The sequence below is a fragment of the Rhizobium sp. WSM1274 genome, assembly GCF_025200775.1.
GTDB lineage: Bacteria > Pseudomonadota > Alphaproteobacteria > Rhizobiales > Rhizobiaceae > Rhizobium > Rhizobium leguminosarum_I.
The window spans coordinates 691,743-715,484 of the sequence record NZ_CP104138.1; the positions used below are offsets into that span (position 1 = coordinate 691,743).

Annotated in this window: 24 protein-coding genes and 1 pseudogene; 8 read left to right on the top strand and 17 right to left on the bottom strand. The window is 61.7% G+C overall.

Annotation, left to right across the window (positions count from 1 at the left end):
• The first annotated feature begins 2 nt into the window (after positions 1–2).
• The 4 genes from N2600_RS03235 (at position 3) to N2600_RS03250 (ending at position 3,941) form a co-directional block, all read left to right on the top strand.
• Complete coding sequence (locus N2600_RS03235) at positions 3–935, top strand: ABC transporter substrate-binding protein (RefSeq protein ID WP_260110249.1); 933 nt, start codon at positions 3–5, stop codon at positions 933–935.
• 5 nt (positions 936–940) lie between these two features.
• Positions 941–1,813 carry an amino acid ABC transporter permease gene (locus N2600_RS03240; RefSeq protein WP_260110250.1) on the top strand — a complete coding sequence of 291 codons (873 nt, stop codon included), beginning with the start codon at positions 941–943 and terminating at the stop codon, positions 1,811–1,813.
• Between the two features lie 88 nt (positions 1,814–1,901).
• Entirely contained in the window at positions 1,902–3,032 is a 1,131-nt protein-coding gene (locus tag N2600_RS03245; protein WP_260297945.1) for a sugar phosphate isomerase/epimerase family protein, read from the top strand.
• Positions 3,033–3,194: 162 nt separating this feature from the next.
• Positions 3,195–3,941 carry a GntR family transcriptional regulator gene (locus N2600_RS03250; RefSeq protein WP_017963084.1) on the top strand — a complete coding sequence of 249 codons (747 nt, stop codon included), beginning with the start codon at positions 3,195–3,197 and terminating at the stop codon, positions 3,939–3,941.
• A 200-nt stretch (positions 3,942–4,141) separates the two neighbouring features.
• On the opposite strand, the gene N2600_RS03255 is transcribed toward N2600_RS03250, so the two are convergent.
• The 9 genes from N2600_RS03255 to N2600_RS03295 form a co-directional block, all read right to left on the bottom strand.
• Positions 4,142–4,516: a DUF3307 domain-containing protein gene (locus N2600_RS03255; RefSeq protein WP_260297946.1), complete on the bottom strand. Its 375-nt coding sequence runs from the start codon at positions 4,514–4,516 to the stop codon at positions 4,142–4,144.
• Positions 4,517–4,529: 13 nt separating this feature from the next.
• Positions 4,530–6,392 (bottom strand): adenylate/guanylate cyclase domain-containing protein, encoded by a 1,863-nt coding sequence (locus tag N2600_RS03260; RefSeq protein WP_260297947.1) that lies wholly within the window; start codon positions 6,390–6,392, stop codon positions 4,530–4,532.
• Positions 6,382–7,698: an NAD(P)/FAD-dependent oxidoreductase gene (locus N2600_RS03265; protein WP_260297948.1), complete on the bottom strand. Its 1,317-nt coding sequence runs from the start codon at positions 7,696–7,698 to the stop codon at positions 6,382–6,384. The genes N2600_RS03260 and N2600_RS03265 overlap by 11 nt, the downstream gene beginning before the upstream one ends.
• 3 nt (positions 7,699–7,701) lie before the next feature.
• A complete protein-coding gene (locus N2600_RS03270) occupies positions 7,702–8,175 on the bottom strand; it encodes a DoxX family protein (protein ID WP_260297949.1) in 474 nt (157 codons plus the stop codon).
• A 14-nt stretch (positions 8,176–8,189) separates the two neighbouring features.
• Positions 8,190–8,975, bottom strand: a complete 786-nt coding sequence (locus N2600_RS03275) for an HvfC/BufC family peptide modification chaperone (protein WP_260297950.1) — start codon at positions 8,973–8,975, stop codon at positions 8,190–8,192.
• A complete protein-coding gene (gene bufB / locus N2600_RS03280; protein WP_260297952.1) occupies positions 8,965–9,990 on the bottom strand; it encodes an MNIO family bufferin maturase in 1,026 nt (341 codons plus the stop codon). Before bufB ends, N2600_RS03275 begins: the two co-directional genes overlap by 11 nt.
• A 41-nt stretch (positions 9,991–10,031) precedes the next feature.
• Positions 10,032–10,301, bottom strand: a complete 270-nt coding sequence (locus N2600_RS03285) for a BufA1 family periplasmic bufferin-type metallophore (protein WP_003545955.1) — start codon at positions 10,299–10,301, stop codon at positions 10,032–10,034.
• Positions 10,302–10,544: 243 nt separating this feature from the next.
• Positions 10,545–11,624, bottom strand: coding sequence for a patatin-like phospholipase family protein (locus tag N2600_RS03290; RefSeq protein WP_260297954.1), 1,080 nt, complete (start codon positions 11,622–11,624; stop codon positions 10,545–10,547).
• Between the two features lie 35 nt (positions 11,625–11,659).
• Entirely contained in the window at positions 11,660–12,490 is an 831-nt protein-coding gene (locus N2600_RS03295) for a 3-hydroxybutyrate dehydrogenase (protein ID WP_222294446.1), read from the bottom strand.
• 178 nt (positions 12,491–12,668) lie between these two features.
• Here N2600_RS03295 and N2600_RS03300 point away from each other — a divergent pair, with 178 nt between their 5' ends.
• The 3 genes from N2600_RS03300 (at position 12,669) to N2600_RS03310 (ending at position 15,550) form a co-directional block, all read left to right on the top strand.
• The gene (locus N2600_RS03300; RefSeq protein ID WP_162118318.1) at positions 12,669–13,565 is read left to right on the top strand and encodes a LysR family transcriptional regulator; all 897 of its coding nucleotides are present in this window, start codon (positions 12,669–12,671) and stop codon (positions 13,563–13,565) included.
• A 190-nt stretch (positions 13,566–13,755) separates the two neighbouring features.
• Positions 13,756–14,247, top strand: a complete 492-nt coding sequence (locus N2600_RS03305; RefSeq protein WP_260297955.1) for a cupin domain-containing protein — start codon at positions 13,756–13,758, stop codon at positions 14,245–14,247.
• A gap of 85 nt (positions 14,248–14,332) precedes the next feature.
• Positions 14,333–15,550 carry an MFS transporter gene (locus N2600_RS03310; protein ID WP_260297956.1) on the top strand — a complete coding sequence of 406 codons (1,218 nt, stop codon included), beginning with the start codon at positions 14,333–14,335 and terminating at the stop codon, positions 15,548–15,550.
• A 126-nt stretch (positions 15,551–15,676) separates the two neighbouring features.
• On the opposite strand, the gene N2600_RS03315 is transcribed toward N2600_RS03310, so the two are convergent.
• The 6 genes and pseudogenes from N2600_RS03315 to N2600_RS03340 form a co-directional block, all read right to left on the bottom strand.
• Positions 15,677–16,816, bottom strand: a complete 1,140-nt coding sequence (locus N2600_RS03315) for a PAS domain-containing sensor histidine kinase (RefSeq protein WP_260297957.1) — start codon at positions 16,814–16,816, stop codon at positions 15,677–15,679.
• Positions 16,817–16,929: 113 nt separating this feature from the next.
• Positions 16,930–17,049: pseudogene (locus tag N2600_RS34575) on the bottom strand (alpha/beta fold hydrolase); the annotation flags it as partial.
• Between the two features lie 127 nt (positions 17,050–17,176).
• Entirely contained in the window at positions 17,177–17,713 is a 537-nt protein-coding gene (locus N2600_RS03325; protein WP_260297959.1) for a DUF4334 domain-containing protein, read from the bottom strand.
• A 110-nt stretch (positions 17,714–17,823) separates the two neighbouring features.
• Positions 17,824–18,387 carry a biotin transporter BioY gene (locus N2600_RS03330; protein WP_260297960.1) on the bottom strand — a complete coding sequence of 188 codons (564 nt, stop codon included), beginning with the start codon at positions 18,385–18,387 and terminating at the stop codon, positions 17,824–17,826.
• A 24-nt stretch (positions 18,388–18,411) separates the two neighbouring features.
• Positions 18,412–19,020: an energy-coupling factor transporter transmembrane component T family protein gene (locus N2600_RS03335; protein ID WP_260297961.1), complete on the bottom strand. Its 609-nt coding sequence runs from the start codon at positions 19,018–19,020 to the stop codon at positions 18,412–18,414.
• Positions 19,020–19,694 carry an energy-coupling factor ABC transporter ATP-binding protein gene (locus tag N2600_RS03340; protein WP_260297962.1) on the bottom strand — a complete coding sequence of 225 codons (675 nt, stop codon included), beginning with the start codon at positions 19,692–19,694 and terminating at the stop codon, positions 19,020–19,022. Before N2600_RS03340 ends, N2600_RS03335 begins: the two co-directional genes overlap by 1 nt.
• Before the next feature lie 336 nt (positions 19,695–20,030).
• Here N2600_RS03340 and N2600_RS03345 point away from each other — a divergent pair, with 336 nt between their 5' ends.
• A complete protein-coding gene (locus tag N2600_RS03345) occupies positions 20,031–21,221 on the top strand; it encodes a winged helix-turn-helix domain-containing protein (RefSeq protein ID WP_260297963.1) in 1,191 nt (396 codons plus the stop codon).
• A 172-nt stretch (positions 21,222–21,393) separates the two neighbouring features.
• Here N2600_RS03345 and ribB read toward each other — a convergent pair whose 3' ends face one another.
• Both ribB and aroC read right to left on the bottom strand, forming a co-directional pair.
• Positions 21,394–22,497 carry a 3,4-dihydroxy-2-butanone-4-phosphate synthase gene (ribB, locus tag N2600_RS03350; protein WP_260297964.1) on the bottom strand — a complete coding sequence of 368 codons (1,104 nt, stop codon included), beginning with the start codon at positions 22,495–22,497 and terminating at the stop codon, positions 21,394–21,396.
• A 13-nt stretch (positions 22,498–22,510) separates the two neighbouring features.
• Entirely contained in the window at positions 22,511–23,608 is a 1,098-nt protein-coding gene (aroC, locus tag N2600_RS03355) for a chorismate synthase (protein WP_260297965.1), read from the bottom strand.
• Between the last annotated feature and the right edge of the window lie 134 nt (positions 23,609–23,742).

A 23,742-nucleotide genomic window follows, 5' to 3' on the forward strand; every position in this document is an offset into this window, starting at 1 on the left:
ACATGATGCGCATCCAGAAAATCTTGAAGGCCGGAGTTGCCGGAGCGATGATCACTTTGATCTCGGCCTCTGCTTACGCTGCCGGAGGTGCCGCTGAGAAGATGACGGCCGATGCCGATGTCGCCAAGCTCCCCGGCGTCGCCCTCACGCAGAAACTGGCCGACGGTCTGCCGCCCTCCATCAAGTCGTCGGGCGTATTGAAGGTCGCGACCGACCTGACGCCGCCGATCAGCTTTCACGGCGAGGAGGGCAAGCTGATCGGCATCGATGCCGATATCGCTGCAGCACTCGGCGTCATCCTGGGCGTCGATGTTGAGATGACCGATGTCGGGGCGGGTGCGGCGATCGTGCCGTCGATATTGGCAAAGCGCTTCGACATCTCGATCTCGGGCATCAACGACGATCCGGAGCTGGAAAAGCAGGTCGACGTCATCGACTATATGTATGACGCAACGACGATCATGACGATCAAGGACAATCCTCTCGCCATCAAGGGCATGGAGGATCTGTGCGGCAAGAAGGTCGCCGTTCCCGTCGGCACCTTCCAGGCGAAGATGGTCGAGGCGGCATCGGCCAAATGCGCGAACCCGGTCAATATCATGTCGATCCCGAAAATGCCGGATGTGCTGCAGGCCGTCCGCACGGGGCGGGCCGATGCCACGGTCAATGGTTACGCCACCAGCGTCTACACGACCGAGCACCAGACCGGAAACGGCAAGGGCCTGCAGGCGCTGCCGGATATCCGCCTTGCCGTCGGTTATCTCGGCATGCTGACGGCCAAGGACAATTCGCAGCTGCGCGACAGCGTCGTAGCCGCCTTGCAGCAGATGGTGGACTCCGGCGCCTACGAGACCATCATGAAGAAGTGGAGCCTCGGACCGCTGGCCGTGAAGACCGTCAAGGTCAATGATGCCGCCAGCATGCCTGCGGATTGACGCCGATGGCCCTGTTTCAAGCGTCACCCATATCGCTCTCCCTTGCGCCATCGGTCGGAAGACCGATGCATTGGTGGCAGATCGCAACCGGTGCCATCGCGATGTCAGCGCTGGCCTTCTTCGCGCTCGTCGTCGGGCAGAGCCAGAGCATCCAGTGGTCCGAGATCCCCCGCTATCTGGTGGATCCTTCGATCCTGCGCGGCGTGCTGCTGACGCTTGAACTGACGGCTGGCGCCATGGTGTTCGGCATTGTGCTCGGATGCCTGCTGGCGCTGATGGCGACGAGCCATAACCTCGTTCTCAAGGTGATCGCCGCCGGCTTCGTCTGGTGGTTTCGCGGCGTGCCGCTCATCGTCCAGATCTTCTTCTGGTTCAATATCGCCCTCTTCGTCCCGCAGATCGGGATGGGGAGCTTCACCATTTCGATCAACGATCTGGTGACGCCGGCCCTGGCCGGCTTCCTCGCACTCGGACTGCACGAAGCCGCGAACATGTCGGAGATCATCCGCGGTGGCCTGATCGCGGTCGATCGCGGCCAGCGCGAAGCGGCCACGGCGCTCGGGCTAAAAAAGACACAGACTTTTTTCACCGTCATCATGCCCCAGGCCACGCGTATCATCGTGCCGCCGACGGGGAACCAGGCCATCGGCATGCTGAAAGCCAGTGCCATCGTCTCGGTCATCGGCATGCAGGATCTGCTGACGCAAGCCCAGGCGATCTACGCCCGGAACTTCCTGGTCATCGAACTGCTGTTCGTCGCTTCGATCTGGTACCTCGCCATCACGAGCGTCGCATCCATAGGCCAGCACTATCTCGAAAAGAGTCTTGTTCCGAAAGGCCGGACGGCAACGAAGCCTCGCGCTCCCGGACGGGTGTGATCGCGGATCCATCGACGTGAATTGAGATCAACAACGAAGGGGTCGCCAGTGCAGCGCGCCCCATCAGGAAACAGCAAAGGAGCATGACATGAAATTGGGTATCGACAGCATAAAGCTGCCCGAGGCGAAGAAGCGGGGGCCTCTGGCAAGCCTTGATCACGTCAAGGAACTTGGGCTCGCAGGCCTTTTCTTCAGTACGGCGCTGGACATGAGTCCTGACCTCGACAGCGGCCTGCTGCGCGAGATCAGGGCGAAGGCTGACGACCTTGGCCTCTATCTCGAAAGCGGCATCGGCAAGATCAATCCCTATTGCAGCGCCGAGGAACCGGCCCTGCGGGCAGCCGGCGGCGGCGATATCATTGCCGGTTTCACGCGCATGATCGAGGCAAGCGCCGCGATCGGCTGCCATGAGCTCTGGGTTGCTCCGGGCAATTTCAAGAGCGAATATCGCGGCCGGCTGGCCAATGACCGCTTCCGCACCGATGTGACCTGGGAAGATCAGTTGCTCGGGATCGAAAAGGTCCTCCGCAAGCTCGCTCCCGTCGCCCGTGCCAATGGCGCGCACATGAACATCGAAACCCATGACGAGATCACCTCCTTCGAGATCCTGAGACTGATAGAGAAGGTCGGCGCCGATTGCGTCGGCGTCGTCTTCGACACGGCAAACGGACTGCAGCGGGGCGAGCATCCGGTCTTCGCCGCCAAGCGGCTGGCTCCCTATATCCGCCAAACTCATATCAAGGATGCGTATGTCGGGCGCGCTCCGGGCGGTCTCGATTTCCAGACCAGACCCGTTGGCGGCGGCATCGTCGATTTCGCCGCGATCCTTCCCATTCTTGCCGACGCCAACGCCGCGCTGAATCTGTCGCTGGAGGTCGCCCAGTCTGTCGCCGACAAGCCCCGCAAAGCCAATCCGCGCCAGTGCATCGAGATCGACGATCCTATCTGGCGCGCCGGCCACCCCGACCTGACGGCGGATGAGTTTGCGGCCTATATGGCGATGGTGGATGCCTATGAGAAACGGGTCGCCTCAGGTGAAATTCCGGACTGGGTCGCCTATGAAAGCAGCCTATACGGCTACCCGACTTACGAAAATCAGTCCTACGGCTTTGCCGAGGCGATCGGCTTCATCCAGCAATCGGCGCTTCATGTCGAGGCGGTTTGCGCCGAAAAGGGCATTGCCCTGTCCGCATCGGTGAAGAAGCAGAAAGCGGCTTGATTTCCCAAGGCGGTGTCGGCGTTTTCGCCGGTACCGCCGATCGAAATGCATGTGCCGAGATGATCTACGCAGGAATATTCTTATGGAAATAATTATCGGGCACGGATATCTGGTGATCGATCGAATCCATGCAAGGCCGCCAGAGGCAATTTGGAGACTGAAATGAGAAAGATGCGCCGTCAGAGTCCCAAGGCGATGACAGCGGCCAATGGGTCGGTGGAGAGCGCCGATACCCATGACGATGTTTCGGAACGTATCCGCGCCACACTTGCCGCCGCCATCGGAGAGGGTGCGCTCAAGCCCGGTACCAAAATTCTGGAGGAGGCGATCGCCGAGCATTTCGGTGTCAGCCGAACCGTCGTGCGCGGGGCGCTCGGTGTGCTTGAGAGCGACCACCTGCTGGAACGCAAGAGAAATCGCGGCACCTTCGTCGCCGAGCCGAGCGTCGAGCAGGCGAAGAGCCTTTTCGAAGCGCGGCGGAAGATAGAGAGGCTGCTTCTGGAACTCGTTATCGCCCGTGTCACGCCGGAGCAGCTGGATGCATTGCAAAAGCTGACGGACGAAGAAGAGCACATCCATCACCATGGCGACGAAAAGTCGAAGACGGTTCTGTCCGGCAAGTTCCACATCGTGCTTGCCGAAATCGCCGGCAACCCGGTGCTGACCGAAGTGCTCGCCAAGATCGTCGCCCGGCTCTCGCTGGTCATGTCGCTCTACGAGGAAGACCGCAAGGACGACTGCGGCGCGGACCACCATCGCATGATCGTTGCCGCCTTGAAGGCGAAAGACCTCGCCAAGGCGCAACAATTGATGGACCACCACCTCGCCGACATCGAAGGCCGTGTGCGCCTGACCGAAGGGCAGGGTGACCGGCACACATTCCTGGCCGTACTGGAGAATTTTTCCTGATGGAGACCTGCGCGTATCGCTGATGCTTGCTCCAGGACTTGAATCAACAAGAGTCCAGCGAGCTACCTGCCGTGGCGGGTTCGTGCGTACAGCCCTCCAGCCCGCTTGGAGACGGCAGGAGAGGGCAGTCACCCCAGTCTGGACTGGCTGACAGCGGACATTCGCATGATCTGCAGGATCGACAAGACGTCCGTCTTCGGTCACATCGCAACAGCCAAAATTCCAGTGTAGGTCAGATGATGCAACAACTGATCGGCTCCGTGCGCGGCCCAGTAAGGACGGCTTGTCATGGCAGCCGGATGGCAGCGCGCGTGAACGGCCTTTACGTGATCAACGGTAAAGTGAATTAGAAATTCGCCTAGCGCCAAAACCGTGATCGTCACGCCATCCAGCCCGAACAGAAGCAATCCCGGAAGGGTGCCCGCTACGTGGATCGCGGCATGAATATAGCCTCCCGGGTGGCGGATATCGCCCTTGCCCTGCAGAATCCAGGCCGGCTGCAAGAGATAGTCGGCGGCGAAATGCTTGACCTGCAGCCAGGCGAGTAAGCCAATAAGGAAAGATGCACTTTCCATGATCCATCCTCCCTCAAATCGGGGGCGATTTCCGGTCCAGGGTAAAGATCGGCACCGGTTGCGATTTGCCGCGCACCACCGTCTCTCCCAGCGAGCGGGCATCGAGCCGCCGGTTCGCCCGTTCCCACGTCTCGCCACTCAACACGATTTCAACGCCTTTGTCTTTGGCGACGCCGACCAGGCGGCTTGCGAGGTTTACGACATCGCCAATCGCCGTGTAGCTCAGGCGTTCGGCCGAGCCGATATTGCCGACGAGTGCCGTCCCGCTGTTGATGCCGATCCTGACCCGCACTGCGTCATGCTGGGGCGCGAGCGGCGGGATGGCATGCATCGCGTCACGGATCGCTGCCGCCGCACGGCAGGCACGCGACGCGTGATCGGGCTCGTCGTTCGGGGCATTCCAGATCGCCATCACAGCGTCGCCGATGAATTTGTCGACCGTGCCGCCCTCGGCGTGGATCGCGGCGATGGAAAGCGTGAGGAAGCGGGTGAGATGCGGTTCGACACCGGCGCCGAGTTCCTCGGTCATCTCCGTAAAGCCCGGCAGATCGGCGAAGAAAACCGTGATGTCGGTAAGCTTGCCGCCGGGCCTGGGCTCGATACCGCCGTTGACGAGCGGCCTGACGACATCGAGCGGCATGAAGCGGGCGAAGGCCGATAGCCCCGAAGACATCCGTTTCAGCGCGACGGAGAAGTCATTGAGTTCAACCAGCACGGTGGGCGTGTGGCTGACGGTATCGAGTTCGAAGCGTTCGACCGCATGCAACTGTTGGGCAAGGCGGGCGAGCGGCCGGGCGAAAAGCAGGCGGGCGAAGATAATTGCGGTGACAGCGGCAAGCAGCGCGATGCCAGCGATGATGAAGAGCACGCGCTTGGTGTTTTCATCGATATCGCCGGCAAAGGTGGAGCGCGGAATCGCCGTCAGCAGCCGCCAGTCTTCAAACGGCAGTGCACTGGATGAAATGAACACCGGCCCAAGAGCGGCACTCTGTTGCAGCGTGCGGAAGACGTTTTGAGGATGGCTTCGGCGCGCGGATGCGACGGCAGCAGAAAGCACGTCGGTCTTCGGAAAATCGGCGAGATGGGCGGCCATGATGCCGTCCGACGGTTCAGATGTGGCGAGGACCACATCGTCCTTCGCGAGCACATAGATTTTGCTCTCGGAGGGCATGTTGAGATCCCGCAACGTCAGTGACAGTTGTCGCAGGCTGACCGCTACCATGACGACACCTTCGAGCCGCCCGAAGGCTTCGACCCGTTTTGAAAGAACGATCGAAGGTTCGAAACCGCTTGGCAAGATGTCCACGACGGTCCAGGCCGGATCGGTGCTCTCCTTGCCCTTGCGATACCAGGATGAGCCCTCCGTCACATAGGCGCTCTCGGTCTTGACGCGCTCTTCGAAGAATATGTCGCCGGGGATCGGCTTGTATCGGTCACGGCGCAATGTTCGAGGTTCGCCGGGCGCGGCTTTGCCGATTTCGACCATCTCGATCCGGCCATCGGCGGCGGCATGCGAGCCGAAGAAGCGCCCATCGGTGAAACCGAACCCGATCCAGGCGATCGCCGGCTGCTCACGCAGCAGCGAGAGAAACAGGAACTCGCGCTTGACCTCGTCATCGGGCTTGATGGCGCCCTGGGAGAAGACCGAGCGGATAATTTCCGCGGTGCTCGATACCAGTGCGAGTTGCGAGGCGAGTTCGTTGCGAACGGCGCCGGTGCTTTGCGCATCGAGGGCCGCCACGACATTATCGACATTGGCACTCGCGGTGCGTTGCCAGATCAGATGGACGAGGGTCGCCGTCGAGATGACGGCAAGCAGCAGCAGCATAGTGACTGCGCGGCCCATCTTCACGCGTGGAAGGAAATCAGCGCTCATGGCGGTCGGTGATGAGGCGGGCGCTCCGCTCATAGCGAAGATAGGCCAGGCCCCAATCCATGAAAACCACGAGGCGATTGCGGAAACCGATGAGGAACCAGAGATGGGCGAGGTTCCAGATCAGCCAGGCCGAAAACCCGGATAGCCTGATCCGTCCGAAATCGGCGACCGCCGCCTTGCGGCCGATCGTGGCGAGATTGCCGAAATGCCGATAGCGGAACGGCTTGACCGGATTGCCCGCGATGAGCGCCCGGATGGCATGCGCGGCATGCTCGCCCATCTGCTTGGCGGCCGGCGCTGTGCCTGGCACGGGATGGCCATCCGCTTTCTTCGCCGCAGCGGTATCGCCGATGACGAAGATGTTGTTGTGGCCGTTGACATTCAGCCGTTCGTCGACCACCGTGCGGCCGGCGCGGTCGGCCCCGGCGCCGAGCCATTTGGCCGCTTTGGATGCCATGACACCTGCGGCCCAAAGCACGCATGCCGAGCGAATCTGGCGCCCGTCGGCGAGCATGACGCCTTCGCTATCGCAATGGGTGACGGCAGCGGTGCGTAACACTTCCACGCCCAGGCCTTCGAGATGACGCTGCGCCTTTGCCGAAAGGCAGACCGGCATGGTTGGCAGGATACGGTTGCCGGCTTCGACCAGAACGACGCGTGCCGAAGCGGCATTGATGTGACGGAAGTCGCGAACCACGACCTTGCGGGCAAGTTCGGCAATCGCACCGGCCATTTCGACGCCTGTCGGGCCGCCGCCGACCACAACGAAGGTCAGTAATGCCTCGCGCCGCTGATCATCCTCAGTGACTTCGGCGCGTTCGAAAGCGGAGAGAATCCGGGCGCGGATCTCCGTCGCATCGCCGATCGTCTTGAGGCCCGGCGCGCTTTCAGCCCACTCTTCATGGCCGAAATAGGCATGACGGGCGCCGGTCGCGACAACAAGATAGTCGTAAGGGATGGTCCGCTCGGCGGTGTGAACAAGCTGCGTGGCTTTCTCGATCCGCTCTACCCTTTGCATCAATACCGTCACATTCTTCTGGCGCGACAGGATGCGGCGGATCGGCATCGCGACTTGAGCGGGGGAAAGGCCTGCGGTTGCCACCTGGTAGAGCAGCGGCTGGAACAGGTGATAATTGCGACGGTCGATGACGGTGATATCGACTTGGATGCTCTTGAGCGCCATGGCTGCGGCAAGCCCGCCGAAGCCGGCCCCGAGAATGACCACGCGCGGACGGCCATTCCCGGGCATTGGGCGGATCATGTTCGGCGCACCGCCCGTCATCGCCCCCTCGGTTTCGATCCGCATGGCTCAGCGCTCCCGCGAGAAAAAGCGGCCGGCGAGATGGTCGAGCGAGATGACGCCCGCGCCACGCGCAAAAATCAACAGCAGCGGAGCCGCCCAGGTCAGATGTTCGCCCCAATGGGTGGGATAGACGAAGATCTGGATTGTGGCGACAACGCCGAGCAGCATCAGTGCCGCGAGACGCGAGCAGAGTCCGAAGAAGATCAGGATTGCACCCGACAGTTCGGCGGCCGTGGCGAGCACGGCCGCGACACCGGGATCGAGCACCGGCAGCCGGTATTCCAAGGCGAAGAGCTGGACCGTGACGGGCCAGGAGGCGAGCTTGCTCTGCGACGATTGCCAAAACACGTTCGCAACAGTGAGCCGGGCGACGAACTGCACCGCCGAAAGCGGTACGGACGAGGCCAGCCGGAGTGCCTGCGAATAAAGGCCGGCGAAACCGCCTCGTTCGGGCATGGATGTCGGGGTCATCATGGTCATCGATCCATTCCTTCTCAGTTGATGTTTGCAGGTTGGTGGCGGACGCGGGTGACGAGGCCGTCAGCAAAGAGACCGCCGAGCGAGGCGACGAGGTCGAAATTCGGATCGCGCGCGGCGGCTTTCTGAACGGCATGTTCAAGTCCGCGGCCGCTCTTCAGCGCCTGCAGAAAGACGTAATGGGCGCCGCTGAGGCGGAGAAAGCGAACGCTGTCCCGGTTCCGCCACAGCGCGATCCGCTGCGGTTTCCTTCTGATATCGCCAAGCTGTTCGAGATCGCCGCTTGCCTGGTGCGCCGACCAGATGTCGAGCGCCGGCCAACGGCAAGACAGCAGTCGCAACGACGGCTGGAGGATCAGGTCGGGCATGGTGTCTTCGCCACCCCGGGAGAGTTCCGCCATATTCGCAGGCGGCAGCGCCGGCGCATCGAGCGCCTCGGCGATCAACCATTCAAGCCGCGCCGTATCGGCGATGAAGGGCATAGGCTTGAGGTCTTCGAGCCGGCCGAGGAAGTCGGCGAAGTCGCCACCATAGCGTACCAGCCGCGCTTCGGAGGGCGGGCTCACGCGAATGAAGCTCGCGGCAATATGGCGGAAATACCGCTCTCCAATCAGGCTGACGGCGACAGGAAAGACCGACACGAGCGTGGCACTCAGCGATGCGAATGTGTTGTTGCGGTAGATGTTGAAGCGGCGCATCGGGTCGAAGCGGCCGCCCGTATCGAATGAGGGGCCGAGATCCGGCCCTCGGCGGTTAAGGATAGCATCCGCGACGGCTTGCTGCAGTTCGAGTTCAGGCAGCATAACGCGCCCTCCGTGTGACGGAGTTGCTCGCGAAGACCGACGGTGTGATCGTCGTCAAGGCCGAGATCGCCGGCATGGCGCCGCGTGCGAGATTGCTCGTGGAGAACAGCTCGATGCCGTGGAACCGGCGGTCCGGCTGCTGGGCGATCTGCGGCGGGCCACGCTTTTCGAATTCGATCGAGGCGGCCATCATGTCGGCCCACATTGCTTCGCCGAGCAGCACATCGAGCGCGGGAACCTCGGTGTCCCATTCAATCAGCGTCGGTCGTGGGCCGATCTTGCGCAATACATGCGCATAGAGCGACCAGACGGCCGGCGGCACGCGGGAGCCATGATCGTCGATCAGCACGATGTCGCCCTCGACTTCGTTGACTGCATGGCCGGCGAGATGGATTTCGCCGATGGCATCGGCGGGCAGGTCGTCGATGAAGGCCTTGGCATCGAAATCGAGATTGCAGGCCGAGACATAGACATTGTTGACGTCGAGCAGCAGGCCGCAGCCGGTACGCTTGACGAGCTCGGCGAGGAATTGCGCCTCGGTCATCGTGGAATTGGCGAAGGCGATATAGGCCGACAGGTTCTCGATGAAGACGCGGCGCTGCAGCCTGTCCTGCAACTGATCGACATTGGCTGCAACGCTATCGAGCGCATCGTCGTCATAACGGAGCGGCAGGAGATCGTTGAGATAGGCGCCGTCGGCAACGCTCCAGGCCAGATGTTCCGAGACCAATGCTGGCTGAAACCGGATGCACACGCTCCGCAACCGTTCCAGATGGTCCCGATCAAGGCCCGAAGCGCTGCCCAGCGAGAGACCGACGCCGTGCACCGACAGCGGATAGGTCTCGCGCAAGTTTTCCAAAGCATCGACGGCGGCGGAATCGCCCATGTAGTTTTCAGCATGGACCTCCAGCCATCCCGCCGAAGGCCGGCGGGAGATCATATCGGAAATATGCGGGGAGCGCAGACCAATGCCCGCGGCATCCGGTACTGGAAGGTTGGGAAATATCTTGGACATTGGTCACTCCTTCATATGGGTTGAATGAAGCCAGGGAGGCCTCAGGCCTTGGGTTCGATCGCGCCGCCGGAAATCTTGGCGCAGGTGCCGGCCGGCACGTAGACCCAGGCATCACCCTGGTTGTCGGCCGTCGAGGTGCCGGCGCAGGAATGGGTGGCCGTCTGGCAATCGTTGAGGCCGGCCTTGACGACGCCGTAGCACTTCTCGAATGAGAATTCGGGCTGTGCAGCAGGGCCGGCAAAGGCGCTGGAGGCAGCCATGGAGGTGATGGCAGCAAGGGCGGAGCCGATGAGGATGCGGGTCGAGTTCATGGAAATGTCTCCTGGTTGAGGTTGGATCAAACCGGTTTTCGGCTTGACTGGAATTACTTTCCCGCATTGCCGGTGATGTTTGAAATGCTGTTGCGGCATGGTTTTGATAGGCTGGCGCTATGCGCGGCGGCGGCTGGCGAGAAGGCAAAAAATACCCCCGGGGACGACCGGGGGAGAAGTGGCGTGGCCCGCGACGGAGGGAGCGGAGCGGAACCGGCGACGCGGGAGGAAGTCCTTGGAAAATCAGAGATATCGTTCGCGAATGTCGACCGTCGATCGCTTGCCGATGTCCTGGTAGTTGGCCAGCAGCCACATGTCGGCGCATTCCCGGCCGCGGTCGCGCAGATCGACCAACGCCCCCCAATCGGCATTGAGCTTGCTCGACACGGAAAGGCTCTTCATCGTCTCGTCATCGGAGATGCCGTGCACGAAGATGCGCTTGAGATTGCCGGTACTTTCAGGAGATGCATCGATCAAATCGGTGACGAAAGCCACCGCCCGCATTTCCCGCAGCAGCGACGAATTGAAACTGATCTCGTTGATGCGATTGAGTATCTCGGAGGCGGTGTGCGGCACCTCGGCCCGCTCGATCGGATTGATATGGACGACCAGCACATCCGGCGTGTGGCAGCCATAGATCAGCGGAAAGATTGCCGGATTGCCCATATAGCCGCCATCCCAATAGGACTCGCCGTCGATTTCGACAGCCTGAAACAGAAAGGGCAGGCAAGCCGATGCCATGACGGCGTCGATCGACAGTTCGTCATTGCCGAACACCTTGACCTTGCCGGTTCGGACATTGGTAGCGCAGATGCTGAGTTTCACCGGACAGCGCGCCGTGCGGATCGCATCCATGTCGACCGATTGCTCCAAGATCTGCCGGAGCGGATTGAAATTGAAAGGGTTGAACTGGTAGGGCGACATCAGTCGCGTCACCATGTCGAACATCATGAAGGCCGGCGAAAATTCCAGCGCCCGCGATCCGGTTATCTTGTCGAAGATCGTCGGCTGCAGAGGTCCGGATGCCGACGCATGGCTGACGCGCCGCCAGAAATTGGCGAGCGCGGTCTGCGCCCCGCTCCGCCCGCCTTCGGCCAGGCCATAGGCCAATACGGCGGCATTCATTGCGCCGGCGCTGGTTGCGACGACACCTTCCAACGACAGGTTCGGCTCCTCGAGCAGCCGGTCGAGCACGCCCCAGGTGAAGGCGCCATGCGCGCCTCCGCCCTGGAGCGCCAGATTGAGCGTCCGCGGCTCTCGCTCAGAGGAGGCGACAACCGCGCTGTCGGCGATAATTTTCTTCACACCTGTGTGCTTGTTCATGGTCCTCACTCCCCGATTTCTTCGTGTTGACATTTTCAATGCGCCGTCCAGCCACCATCGACCGGAATGGCCGTGCCGGTGATGGAGCCTGCGAGATCGCAGCAGAGAAAGACGCTGAGCGCGCCCATTTCCTCGACCGTCGCGAACCGCTTGGTCGGCTGGTTCTTGAGAAACACGTCGCGGATTACTGCGTCGCGTGCGATGTTATGCGACTTCGCCTGCGCGTCGATCTGCTGCTCGACAAGCGGCGTCCAGACATAGCCGGGGCAGACTGCATTCGACGTCACGCCGAATTCGGCACCCTCAAGTGCAATCGACTTGGTGAACCCCACCATGCCGTGCTTTGCTGCGACATAGGCCGACTTGAATGGCGAGGCGACAAGGCCGTGCGCCGAGGCGACATTGATGATGCGGCCATAACCGCGCTCGCACATGCCGTCGAAAGTGGCCTGGACAAGATGAAAGGCGGCCGACAAGTTGATCGCCATGATCGCATCCCACTTCTCAGGCGGAAATTCGCCGATGGGAGAAACGTGCTGGATGCCGGCATTGTTGACGATGATATCGATTTGGCCGAATCGAGCCTTGGCGCGCTCCACCATCATCAGGATAGCGTCGCGCTTCGACATGTCGGCGCTGTCATAGGCGACATCGACATCGTTGCTCTCGGCCATCTCGGCGCGCAACGTTTCAATGCCGGCGGGATCGCCGAATCCATTGAGCATGATCGAGGCACCCGCCCTTGCCAGCGCATGGGCAATGCCAAGGCCGATACCGCTGGTCGAGCCGGTCACGATCGCCGTACGACCCTCGAGCATCTTGCGGCCAGCCAGGGGTTCGGTTTCGGTAGCAAGCAGATTGAGCATTGCGTTCTCCATTTTTAGACGCCACGATGTGTAGCTTCCCGTTCAAAATGGCGCGGTTGCAGTCATAAGAGAAATGCCGCTCACTAATGGAATTGATAATTCAGTGGCATTGGCCGAATATAGCGCCGGGGACCAGAGTAGATGCATTGGCTTACTTTGGAATTGTTGGGGAGCGGATATGGATATCCATCACATCCGGTATTTTCTGGCCGTTTGCGAAACGCGCAACTTCACGCGCGCGGCGCAGAACTGCAATGTCACTCAGCCCGCGCTGAGCAGAGCGGTTCAGCAGCTCGAGGACGAGGTGGGCGGGCTGCTTTTCCGTCGCGAACGAAACCTCACCCACATCACCGATCTCGGCAATCTCTTGCGTCCGCGTTTCCAGCAAGTGCAGGACGAACTCCTGGGCGTCAAAACCGAGGCATCGAAATTTCTCTGTCTCAACGACGCGCACCTCAAGGTCGGCATCATGTGCACGATCGGACCGCGGCGCTTTACCGGCCTGCTCACCGATTTCAACATGCGCCACAAGGGTATCCAGCTCCAACTCGTCGAGGGCATTCCGGCCAAGTTGGCGGGATTGCTGGAGCAGGGCGAACTCGATATCGCGATCATGTCGAGCGCCGACAATTTTCCGGAGCGCTTCGATGTGACGCCGCTGTTTCGGGAACGGTTTATGCTGGCCTTTCCGGCGGGGCACCGGCTTAGCCAATACGATGCCATTCCCATCGCCGCGATCGATGGTGAGATCTATCTTCGCCGTGTCAATTGCGAGTACTGGGACTACCTGACGGATCTCTGTGACGCTCAGGGTGTGAGCACTATCGTCTCCTATTCGAGCGAACGTGAGGACTGGATTCAGAATCTTGTCGCTGGTGGTCTCGGTATCTGTTTCATTCCTGAATACAGCGCCGTCGTGCCTGGCCTGCAAGTCCGGCCGGTCGCCGAACCGGAGGTAACCCGCGAAGTCTGCCTTGTAACCGTAGCTGGCCGCCGCTTCTCCCCGGCCGTCTCGACTTTCGTCGGCGCTGTCAAATCTTACGGTTGGGCCGCGCTGCCAGGCCGCTCACATTGAAAGCATAACGAATAATGAACTGTGCTCCGTGTCCTGGCGATGCGGAGCGTCCGCACGTCCTGCGTTTCACGATAGCCTCAGGCTATGGAATTGAGAATGAGGCGGCATTTCTCATTCGCCATCACCTTCTCCATGCTCCTTGTCATGCCCGGCGCGAACGCTTCATCCGGGCCCAACAAGGAGAACTCTGATGAAATTCGAACTGAATGCCAAGCGCCTGACGCTCGCCTCCGTCCTCGCTCTCGCGTCCTTCACCACCATTTCCACAGGCCAAGCCTATGCCGGCGAATGCCCGGCCGGCCAGGTCGCCGAAAACGGCATGCAACCCGGCGAAATGATGCCGAAGGGTGTGACTGACAAGCTCATCTCATCGATTGACCTCGCCTCCAAGGGAGACGCCTGGAAGAACAGCGCCCTGCGGATGCGCAAGCTGGTTGTGCAGCCTGGCGGCGTCGTGCCGTGGCATTCGCATGAGAGCCGTCCGGCCAACATCCTGATCGTTTCGGGCTCGATCACCGAATACCGCAGCACGTGCAAAGTGCCGATCGAGCATAAGGCTGGCGACGTGACTGCCGAATTCGGCATGCTGTCGCATTGGTGGAAGAACAACGGCAGCAAGCCGGCTGTTCTCTACTCCGCCGACATCCTGACCTCGGAAGAGCAAAAGAACGAATCCATGTGAGCCGCTTCCGAGCTCGCTGACAGCCGTCTCCGACCCCCAAGCCGGAGACGCCACACGCATTCACCCGACACTTGGAGTGATCGCCATGACCGGCATCGAGCATGTCCTCAATCCGCCGAGAACGACCCTCGGCGCTACCGCCGCCGATGGCTGGCGCTTTGCCGTCATCGCGCTGATTTCTTTCCTGACATTGGTCGATCTCTTCGCGGCTCAGGCGATCCTGCCCGCGCTTGTGGAGAGATTTCAGGTCAGCCGCGCCGCCATGGGCTTTGCCGTCAATGCCAGCACTTTCGGCATGGCCGTCGCCGGGCTTGGCATAGCTTTCTTCGGTCGCAGGATCGATCGCCGCAGCGGTATCTGGATCAGCCTTGCGCTGCTTTCACTTCCCACGACAGCTCTGGCCTTTACCCACGATCTGACGGTTTTTGCCGTCCTCCGTATCGTCCAGGGCCTCTGCATGTCGGCAGCCTTCACGCTGACCATTGCCTATCTCTCGGAACACTTCTCGCCAACCCAGGCGACAGGCGCCTTGGCGGCCTATGTCACCGGCAATGTCGCGAGCAATTTCTTCGGCCGCATCCTCTCTGCAATAGTCGTCGGGTTCGGTGGGCTTGAAATCAACTTCCTCACCTTCGCGGCCCTCAACATCGCCGGCGCGCTGCTTGTCCGGCTCACCCTCAAAAAGACCTCGGCCATGATGCAGACCAGCGAAGACGGCTCATTCAACATGCGCCGCTGGACTTATCATTTCGCCGATGGTGAGCTGCGCCGTGTCTTCGCGATCGGCTTCCTCATCCTTTTCGTCTTCATCGGAACTTTCACCTATGTGAATTTCCAGCTCGTGGCTCTCGGCCTGTCGCCGATGACGCTCGGCCTCGTCTATCTGGTATTCCTGCCGTCGATGCTGACCACGCCGATGGCAGGCAAGCTCGCGGTCCGAATCGGAGCAAAACTCGGGATCATCTCGACGCTTGGGCTCGCCATTGTCGGCGTCGCGGCACTTCTGAGTGTCAGCTTGCCTCTGGTGTTGGCCGGACTGGCGCTGGTGGCAATAGGGACATTCCTCGCCCAAGCGATCGCCACCGGTTTGGTTGGCCGACGCGCGGTTACGGACAAGGCAGGCGCCAGCGGAATTTACCTCGCCTCCTATTACACCGGGGGTCTCGCAGGCAGCCTCGTACTCGGCCAGATCTATGATCAGGTGGGCTGGCCGGCCTGTGTCGGCGTGCTCGTCGCAACGCTGCTTGCAGCCATCTTGATCGCCCTTCCCATCGGCTCAACGCCCGGTCCAATCCGGCGATGATCCAGGGCCATCGAAACGCACATCGAACGGCATTCTACAGTGTCGAGACGGCCACAGGCGGGAACGCAGGCAGAGCTACCGAAAGCTATCCGAGGGGCAAGTGGACGAACCGATCTACCGTCCGGATCAATCCAACGGCATCACAAAGGTGAAGCGCGTCTCCTTATCATCGGAACTGACCGTGATTGTCCCGCCATGGGCGCGGGCGATTTCCGAAGCGATGTGCAGACCCAGCCCCAATCCTCTTTGATTTGTACCGATTTCGCCTCTGAAATAAGGCTGAAAAAGCCTTGTCATCGCATCGCAGGCAATCGGAGGGCCGCTGTTGGCGATCCAAAGTTCCAGTCTTCCGCCGACAGTTGCCGCCGAGAGCCGCACCGGTTCGTCCGGCGTCCCGTGGGTCAGGGCGTTTCCGAGCAGGTTGGACACCAGCTGGCCGATCCGGCCGCTGTCGCAGTTTATCGGTCCGGCGAAGTCGATACTCACCTCAATTGCGCGGTCGAGATGACAGGAGCGGAGTTCTCCGATGACCTGTCGCAGGATCGGTTCGAGATGCTCCGCTCGCCTCTCGATCGTGATGCCGCCACCCAATCGTCCGCGCGCGAAGTCGAGAACGTTGTCGATCAGGCCGGACATGCGAACGACGCTGCCCTGCATCAAATCGAGAATGTTGATCGAGCGATCGGTCTGCTCCTCCTTTCGCAGCATGCGCGCCGCCGCGGCAATCGAGGCAAGCGGATTGCGCAGATCATGGCCAAGGACAGCAATGAACTGCTCCCGCAATTCGGCAGTTTGCTGTTCAAGGTGGAGCTGGGATTTGACGATGGCGCCGGCCGCGTCCGCGGCTGCGCGCGCCTCGACCAGCTCCCGTTCATAACGGCGACGCTCGGCAGCCTGGAACATCGTCACGCGGGTGAAAAGCAGGGCGCCGTCTTCTGCGCGTCTTTCCATTGCATTGGCGAGCACGGGCAAGGTCCTGCCGTCGGCCGTCACAAGATCGAGAGCAACCTCATTGAAAACCCCCTGCATGCGCAGCAGAGGCGCAAAATGGGTCTCGTAGAATGTCCGCCCCGACGTGTTGAGCAGGTCGCGAAGTTGTTTGCCAAGAAGTTGCTCGGCAGGGATGCCGATCCAGGTCGATAGCGTTCGGTTCACCTTGACGATGCGCCCGTCCGGCTGCACCGAAAGATAGCCGCATGGCGCGTTTTCGTACAGGTCCTCAAGGTCTTCCGCCGGCATGACGATCTGCATGTCGCCACCGGTCATCGGACGAACCGCCGGATTGCGGATATGACCTCGTAGGGAGCGCTGAGGTTAAGGCAGTGGCCCCTGGCGTTCGGCACGACCAATTGACTGTTTGGGACCTGCTGATGGACGAATTCGCCGACTGGGGCCACGGAGCGCCCCATATTTTGGTCGCACCCGAATCCATGCGAAAAGATCATCGCACGCTGGCCATCGCCCCGGACTTGAACATGATTTCGATCGATGACGGTCATCTCGCCCTCTGCCCTGCTTTCATAGCATGTTCAGCCTGTTTTGGATTGAGGAAAGAATTGGGCAATGGGTTCGATGATCGTGTGCTGCGATGTTCCGGAGGTGGCCGCCAGCCGTTTGCTGCATACCTCAGTCCGTCAATTTCCGGAGCTTGAAGAAGAACCGCCGAGGGTCGCCGCGCACGCACATCATTCCGGCAATCTCGTCATCGTCAATCCTGCGGAAATAGTCCACGATCGGCTGTTTGTCGTAGATCATCGCAGCCGTTTCGATGCCGTCGAGGGCCTGAAGCCGCAACGAAGCTGTGGTGCCTCTCGCTCGAAGCACCTTCTGCAGGTATGAGAACCAGCCGCGGGCAACGAATGTCCGGCCAAAGGGCGCCATCTTGATCGCCAGACCAATGGGTAACAAGCTTGGCTCGAGCGGCACGAGTCGGCCCGGTTTCCATGTGAAGAGCAGGGCGTCCGCCCGCATGTCGGAATGGAAGCGCTTGCCAAACCAGTTGAGGTTCTCGAGCACGCCGTCTAGCGGATGACCCGACGGAATGCCGACGCCGCTCCAAAGGCCGACCATGTCCTTCGGCTGGACAGGATCCAGCGAGCGGAACCAGGCAGCCATCTCCTCCTGCCGGTCGCCTCGCATGGGTTCTCCTCCAGGGATGTTCATTGCGGAAAAATGAAATGAAGGTTCGGAAGTTCCCGTTTATGCGGACCGGAAGCGCAACGGCCCCCGAAGGGGCCGTTGGGGGTGTTCACCGGACAAGACTGGCCTATGCCTCAGGCGCGCGACGGCAGCAGGGGATAGCCGACCATGACGGCGCGGCCGAGCAGGGCTGCGACGAAAGCCTTGATCACATCGCCGGGAATGAAAGCCATCGAGCCGATGAAGGCTTTCGTGAAGCCGAGGCCGGCGACGGTCGCCAGATAGGTGATGCCGAAGGCGTAGAGCACGACGATGCCGCCGACCATGGCGGTGAGGAAGAAGCTGACCGTCTGCACCAGGCCGGATTGCTGATGGTTGACCAGCCGTTCGCTGAGCCAGCCGGTGACGAAGGCGGCAAAGATCCAGCCGATCAGGAAGCCGGCCGTTGGCGATGCGAAAATGGCAAGCCCGCCGCGACCGCCGGAAAGCACGGGCAGGCCGATTGCGACCAGCACCAGCACGATCAGCACGGCAATCGCGCCGCGCCGGGCGCCGAGCACGACGCCGGCCATCATCACGCCGAGGGATTGGGCGGTGATCGGCACCGGAATGAAGCCGAGCGAAATCGGCGGCAGCAGGCCAAGCGCCACGATGATCGCGGCAAAGAGGGCGGTAAGAACGAGGTCGCGAGTGCTCATCATCAATTCCGTGTTTATCAATCGTTAACTCACATGCCGCCGAATGCCGCGCGCGTCAATCGCCGCGGCGATATTATCCGCATCCTTGAGCGTGAGGATGATCAGCGGCGCAAGCAGCGTCGTCGGCTGCACCTTCAGCCCGCGTGCCTTGTGCGCCTCGCGGATCGCCTGATAACGGCCGACGATCTCCGGCACAAAACGCAGCACCAGCCCCAGCGCCAGGCCGATATCGTCGGCCTGCAGCCAACCGGTGCGTTCGAGCGGGCGGGCAAGCGCCGTCACCTCATCGATGAACGCGGTGATCGACGTCGTCGCCGTCACGGTGGCGGCAAGCAGCATCAGCGCCGTCAGACGCAGCAGGGGCACGAGCGCCTCCTGCCAGGGATTGAAGATGAGGTTGAAGAGTGCCACGACCGCGATCGTCAGGAAGACGGGCCGCAGCCGCCTGAGCCCATCGGCAAACGGCAGGCCGACCATGCGGTAGAGAACCGCCGTCAGCAGCACGGCGCTCGAAAGCAGGGCGAGGTTCCCGCTGATGAACAGCACCACGCCGAAGATCGTCAGCGACAACAGTTTTAGCCGCGGCGAAAGCCGGTGCATCACGCTGTTGCCTTCGACATAGAGTGACTGCATCAAGCGGCGATCTCCTTGTAGCGGGCGATCGCCTCGGTAGCCGGCGCATCGGCGGCAAGCCGGCCTTCATGAAACAGCAGCACCCGCTCGAAACCGGCGATCAGTTCCAGATCATGGGTGATGATAATGGCGCTTTCCGGCAGCCCGGCGATAATCTTCTCGACCAGCGCCCGGTTCTTGAGGTCGAGCTGGTTGGTCGGTTCGTCGAGGATCAGAATGCCAGGCCCCGTCGCCAGCACCGAGCAGAGGGCCGCCACCTGCAACTCGCCGCCGGAAAGCTCATGCGCGCGGCGATCGGCCAGCGCCTCGGCGCCGAAGCGGGCCAGCACGCCCTCGACCTTCGCCTCGATCTCCGCCTTGCTGAAGCCGCGCCGCTTCAGCCCGAAGGCGATGTCGTCTTTGACGATAGGCAGGATGATCTGGTTCTGCGGCGACTGGAAGATGAAGCCGACATCGGCCACCGCAGTCTTTTCATCGCTGGTGTCGCGGCCGTTGACTGTGACGCGGCCGACCGATGGTTTGGTCAACCCGTTGATCAGCCGCGCAAAAGTGGTCTTGCCCGAACCGTTCAGCCCGATGACGCCGATGCGTTTTCCACTGATGCCAAGCGTCAGCGGCTGCAGCGCCACCCGCGCCCCGAAACTGACACCGGCACCTTCGAAACGAATATCCAAACCAATCCCTCGCATTTTTCACCGGAGGAGATTGCCGATGCCGGCCCCTCATCCGCCTGCCGGCACCTCTGCCTGGGTCGAGCCACATGTCTCGACCCGTCCTTCGGACCCCCGCTCGCGGGGAGAAGGGGATATGCCGCACCCGCTCCCTTAACCTCGACGCTGCGTTTGGCACGTCCCCTCTCCCCGCAGGCGGGGAGAGGGTTAGGGTGAGGGGCAGCCATTGGCGCCAACCGGATAGCAATGCTTCTATACGGGGACATCAGCCTGATGAAAGAGCAAATTGCGCTGTCGATATCGGGTGGCTAGGAAGATTTTCCGGATTATGATGGGGTCATGACGAATCTGCTTTCCAATTCCGACGCCCGCCGTGTCTTTCTTGCCAAGCAGGGCCTCAGCGCCCCGCCGAACCGCGCCTTGACCAAGGCCGGCCTGCTGCAGCTCATCCATGAGCTGGGTTTCGTCCAGGTGGACAGCATCCAGACGGTGGAGCGGGCGCATCATCAGATCCTGTTTTCCCGCAACCAGACCTACAGGCGCGAGCATCTGAAGGCGCTGCTCGAAAAGGAACGCGCGTTGTTCGAGCACTGGACGCACGATGCCTCGATTTTGCCGAGCGCCTTCTTCGTCTATTGGAAACACAAGTTCCGCCATCAGGAAAAGGTCCTCGTCGAACGCTGGCGCAAATGGCGCGGTGAGGGTTTCGAGGCAGCCTTCGAGGAGACCTATGAGCGCGTGCGTCGCGACGGCGCGATGCTGGCGCGCGACGTCAAGGCCGACGGCCACGTTTCCGGCGGCTGGTGGAACTGGCATCCGAACAAGACGGCGCTCGAATATTTCTGGCACACCGGCAAGTTCGCCATCGCCGGCCGCTCGAACTTCCAGAAGATCTATGACCTGGCGGAGCGCGTCATCCCGGCCGAGTTCCGCGAGCCCGAGGTGAGCCGCGAGGAATTCATCGACTGGGCCTGCCGCAGCGCGCTCACCCGCCTCGGCTTCGCCACCCACGGCGAGATATCGGCCTTCTGGAACCTGGTCTCGCCCGATGAGTCCAAGGCCTGGGTATCGGCCCATCGCGACGAGCTGACCGAAGTGCTGATCGAACCGGCGCTCGACGGCAAGGCGCGCCCATCCTGGGCCTTTGCCGATTTCCCGTCGACGCTCGACAGCTATCCCGATGCTCCGCCGCGCATCCGCGTTCTCAGCCCCTTCGATCCGATGATCCGCGACCGCAACCGCACCGAACGCCTGTTCGGCTTCTTCTACCGCATCGAAGTCTTCGTGCCCGAGCCGAAGCGCGAATATGGCTATTACGTCTTCCCGCTGCTCGAAGGCGACCGGCTGATCGGCCGCATCGACATGAAGGCGGATCGGAAGAAATCGACGCTCGACATCAAGCGGCTGTGGCTGGAGCCGGGCGTGAAACCGTCGGCCGGGCGGCTGGAGAGGCTGGAAGCGGAGTTGGAGCGGGTCGCGCGGTTCGCCGGCGTGGAGAAGGTCGTCTTGCTCGATGGGTGGAGAGGGTAATCCCTTCTCCCCTCGGGGAGAAGGTGGCGGCAGCCGGATGAGGGGGCTTCATGGCACGCCGCTCAATATTGCCCTTCACTTGCGCTCCGTGCACTCGCTCCTAACGTCGCTCACCCCCTCATCCGACCCTTCGGGCCACCTTCTCCCCGCTGGGGAGAAGGGAAAGCTCCTTCTAGCAGATCTCCGTCGTGCTGATCTTGATGCCGAAACCTTCGAGGCCGACATAGTGACGTTCGCGGCTGGTGAGCAGCTTGATCGAGCTGACGCCGAGATCCCTGAGGATCTGTGCGCCGAGGCCGATTTCCAGCCATTCGCTGTCGCGCGTCTGCGCTTCGGCATGGGCCTCGCGGCCCTGGCTGCGGCCTTTGCGGCCGTTATCGTGGTGACCGACCCCGACGGAGCCCTCGCGCAGATAGACGATGACGCCGCGGCCTTGCTCGGCAATCTTCTGCATGTAGAAATCGACCGGGCTGTTCTTGCCGAAGAGATCCTCGGCGACATTCTCCGGATGCAGACGGACCGGGATGTCGACGCCGTCGCGGATGTCGCCGAAGACGACGGCGAGATGCTGCATCGGATCCCAGGGCAGGGAGTAGGTATGGGCCTTGGCCTTGCCGAACGGCGTCTCGATGTCGAAGCTGGTGCCGAGCTCGATCAGTGTTTCCTTGCGCTGACGATAGGCGATGAGATCGGCGACGGAGACGAGCTTCAGCCCGTGCTGTTCCGCGAACTCGACCACCTCAGGCCCGCGCGTCACCGTGCCATCATCGTTGACGAGCTCGGAGATGACGCCGATCAGCGGCAGGCCGGCGAGCTTGCAGAGGTCGACGGCGGCTTCCGTATGGCCGGAGCGCATCAGCACGCCGCCTTCGCGGGAAACGAGCGGGAAGATATGGCCGGGACGGACGAAATCCGAAGCGCCGACATTCGGATTGGCGAGGTTGCGCACCGTCAGCGTCCGGTCGTCGGCGGAGATGCCGGTCGTCGTGCCGTGCTTGAAATCGACCGAGACGGTGAAGGCCGTCGTATGGGCCGAATCGTTTTCCGCCACCATGGCGTTGAGGTTGAGGCGCTTGGCCTCTTCCTTCGGCATCGGCGCGCAGACGATGCCGGAAGTGTGACGCACGATGAAGGCCATCTTCTCGGGTGTGCAATGCACCGCGGCGACGATCAGGTCGCCTTCGTTCTCGCGGTCATTGTCGTCCATGACGACGACGATCTCGCCGGCCTCGAAGGCCCGGATGGCGTCGACGACACGCTTCTGGTCATAAGACATGGGGCAAGCGCTCCTATTTCAGGCGGCCGGTCTGGCCGCGGTCGCGAAGATAATGATCGGCGATGGCGCAGGCGACCATCGCCTCGCCGATCGGCACGGCGCGGATGCCGACGCAGGGGTCGTGCCGGCCCTTGGTGCGGATATCGACATTCTTGCCCTCCGCATCGATCGACTGGCGTTCGGTCAGGATCGACGAGGTCGGCTTGACGGCGAAGCGCGCCACCACCGGCTGCCCGGTGGAGATGCCACCGAGAATACCGCCGGCATTGTTGGAAAGAAAGATCGGCGTGCCGTCATTGCCCATGCGCATCTCGTCGGCATTATCTTCGCCTGACGTTTCGGCAGCGGCAAAACCATTGCCGATCTCGACGCCCTTGACGGCGTTGATCGACATCAGCAGCGAGGCGATATCCTGGTCGAGCTTGGCATAGATCGGCGCGCCGAGGCCGGCCGGCACACCTTCGGCGATCACCTCGATGACCGCGCCGATCGAGGAGCCGTTCTTGCGGATGCCGTCGAGATACTCCTCCCAGACCGGCACGATCGCCGCATCGGGCGAGAAGAACGGGTTCTGATCGATCTGGTCCCAATCCCAGTTGCGGCGGTCGATCTTGTGTTTGCCGATCTGCACCAGCGCCCCGCGCACCGTGACGCCAGGCACGACGAGGCGGGCGATGCCGCCGGCGGCAACCCGCGCAGCGGTCTCGCGCGCCGAGGAGCGGCCGCCGCCGCGATAGTCGCGAATGCCGTATTTGAGGTCATAGGTATAATCGGCATGGCCGGGGCGGTATTGCCGGGCGATCTCGCCGTAATCCTTGGAGCGCTGGTCGGTGTTTTCGATCAGCATGGAGATCGGCGTGCCGGTGGTCGTCATCGTCTCGCCATCGGCGTCCAGCATGACGCCGGACAGCACCTTCACCAGATCGTCCTCGCGCCGCTGCGTCACGAAGCGGGATTGCCCGGGCTTGCGCTTGTCGAGCCAGACTTGCAGGTCCTCGAGCTTGAAGCGCAACCCCGGAGGGCAGCCGTCGACGACACAGCCGAGCGCCGGACCATGGCTTTCGCCCCAGGTGGTTACGCGGAAAAGGTGACCGAATGTATTGTGCGACATGTGTTCCCACGGTGGCGCGCCAAAGCCGGTCGCTGCCGGCCGCGCCATTGCTTGAAAAGGCGCGACACTCATAGGCCAAAAAACCGCCGAGGCAAAAGCCTTTCTTTGCGCCAAACCGGCAGCTCAGGAAATGC

Bases quoted from the DNA above. Each gene is read 5' to 3' on its own strand.
- N2600_RS03235 (WP_260110249.1), top strand. From the start codon at position 3: ATGATGCGCATCCAGAAAATCTTGAAGGCCGGAGTTGCCGGAGCGATG.
- N2600_RS03240 (WP_260110250.1), top strand. From the start codon at position 941: ATGGCCCTGTTTCAAGCGTCACCCATATCGCTCTCCCTTGCGCCATCG.
- N2600_RS03245 (WP_260297945.1), top strand. From the start codon at position 1,902: ATGAAATTGGGTATCGACAGCATAAAGCTGCCCGAGGCGAAGAAGCGG.
- N2600_RS03250 (WP_017963084.1), top strand. From the start codon at position 3,195: ATGAGAAAGATGCGCCGTCAGAGTCCCAAGGCGATGACAGCGGCCAAT.
- N2600_RS03255 (WP_260297946.1), bottom strand. From the start codon at position 4,516: ATGGAAAGTGCATCTTTCCTTATTGGCTTACTCGCCTGGCTGCAGGTC.
- N2600_RS03260 (WP_260297947.1), bottom strand. From the start codon at position 6,392: ATGAGCGCTGATTTCCTTCCACGCGTGAAGATGGGCCGCGCAGTCACT.
- N2600_RS03265 (WP_260297948.1), bottom strand. From the start codon at position 7,698: ATGCGGATCGAAACCGAGGGGGCGATGACGGGCGGTGCGCCGAACATG.
- N2600_RS03270 (WP_260297949.1), bottom strand. From the start codon at position 8,175: ATGACCATGATGACCCCGACATCCATGCCCGAACGAGGCGGTTTCGCC.
- N2600_RS03275 (WP_260297950.1), bottom strand. From the start codon at position 8,975: ATGCTGCCTGAACTCGAACTGCAGCAAGCCGTCGCGGATGCTATCCTT.
- bufB (WP_260297952.1), bottom strand. From the start codon at position 9,990: ATGTCCAAGATATTTCCCAACCTTCCAGTACCGGATGCCGCGGGCATT.
- N2600_RS03285 (WP_003545955.1), bottom strand. From the start codon at position 10,301: ATGAACTCGACCCGCATCCTCATCGGCTCCGCCCTTGCTGCCATCACC.
- N2600_RS03290 (WP_260297954.1), bottom strand. From the start codon at position 11,624: ATGAACAAGCACACAGGTGTGAAGAAAATTATCGCCGACAGCGCGGTT.
- N2600_RS03295 (WP_222294446.1), bottom strand. From the start codon at position 12,490: ATGCTCAATCTGCTTGCTACCGAAACCGAACCCCTGGCTGGCCGCAAG.
- N2600_RS03300 (WP_162118318.1), top strand. From the start codon at position 12,669: ATGGATATCCATCACATCCGGTATTTTCTGGCCGTTTGCGAAACGCGC.
- N2600_RS03305 (WP_260297955.1), top strand. From the start codon at position 13,756: ATGAAATTCGAACTGAATGCCAAGCGCCTGACGCTCGCCTCCGTCCTC.
- N2600_RS03310 (WP_260297956.1), top strand. From the start codon at position 14,333: ATGACCGGCATCGAGCATGTCCTCAATCCGCCGAGAACGACCCTCGGC.
- N2600_RS03315 (WP_260297957.1), bottom strand. From the start codon at position 16,816: ATGACCGGTGGCGACATGCAGATCGTCATGCCGGCGGAAGACCTTGAG.
- N2600_RS03325 (WP_260297959.1), bottom strand. From the start codon at position 17,713: ATGAACATCCCTGGAGGAGAACCCATGCGAGGCGACCGGCAGGAGGAG.
- N2600_RS03330 (WP_260297960.1), bottom strand. From the start codon at position 18,387: ATGAGCACTCGCGACCTCGTTCTTACCGCCCTCTTTGCCGCGATCATC.
- N2600_RS03335 (WP_260297961.1), bottom strand. From the start codon at position 19,020: ATGCAGTCACTCTATGTCGAAGGCAACAGCGTGATGCACCGGCTTTCG.
- N2600_RS03345 (WP_260297963.1), top strand. From the start codon at position 20,031: ATGACGAATCTGCTTTCCAATTCCGACGCCCGCCGTGTCTTTCTTGCC.
- ribB (WP_260297964.1), bottom strand. From the start codon at position 22,497: ATGTCTTATGACCAGAAGCGTGTCGTCGACGCCATCCGGGCCTTCGAG.
- aroC (WP_260297965.1), bottom strand. From the start codon at position 23,608: ATGTCGCACAATACATTCGGTCACCTTTTCCGCGTAACCACCTGGGGC.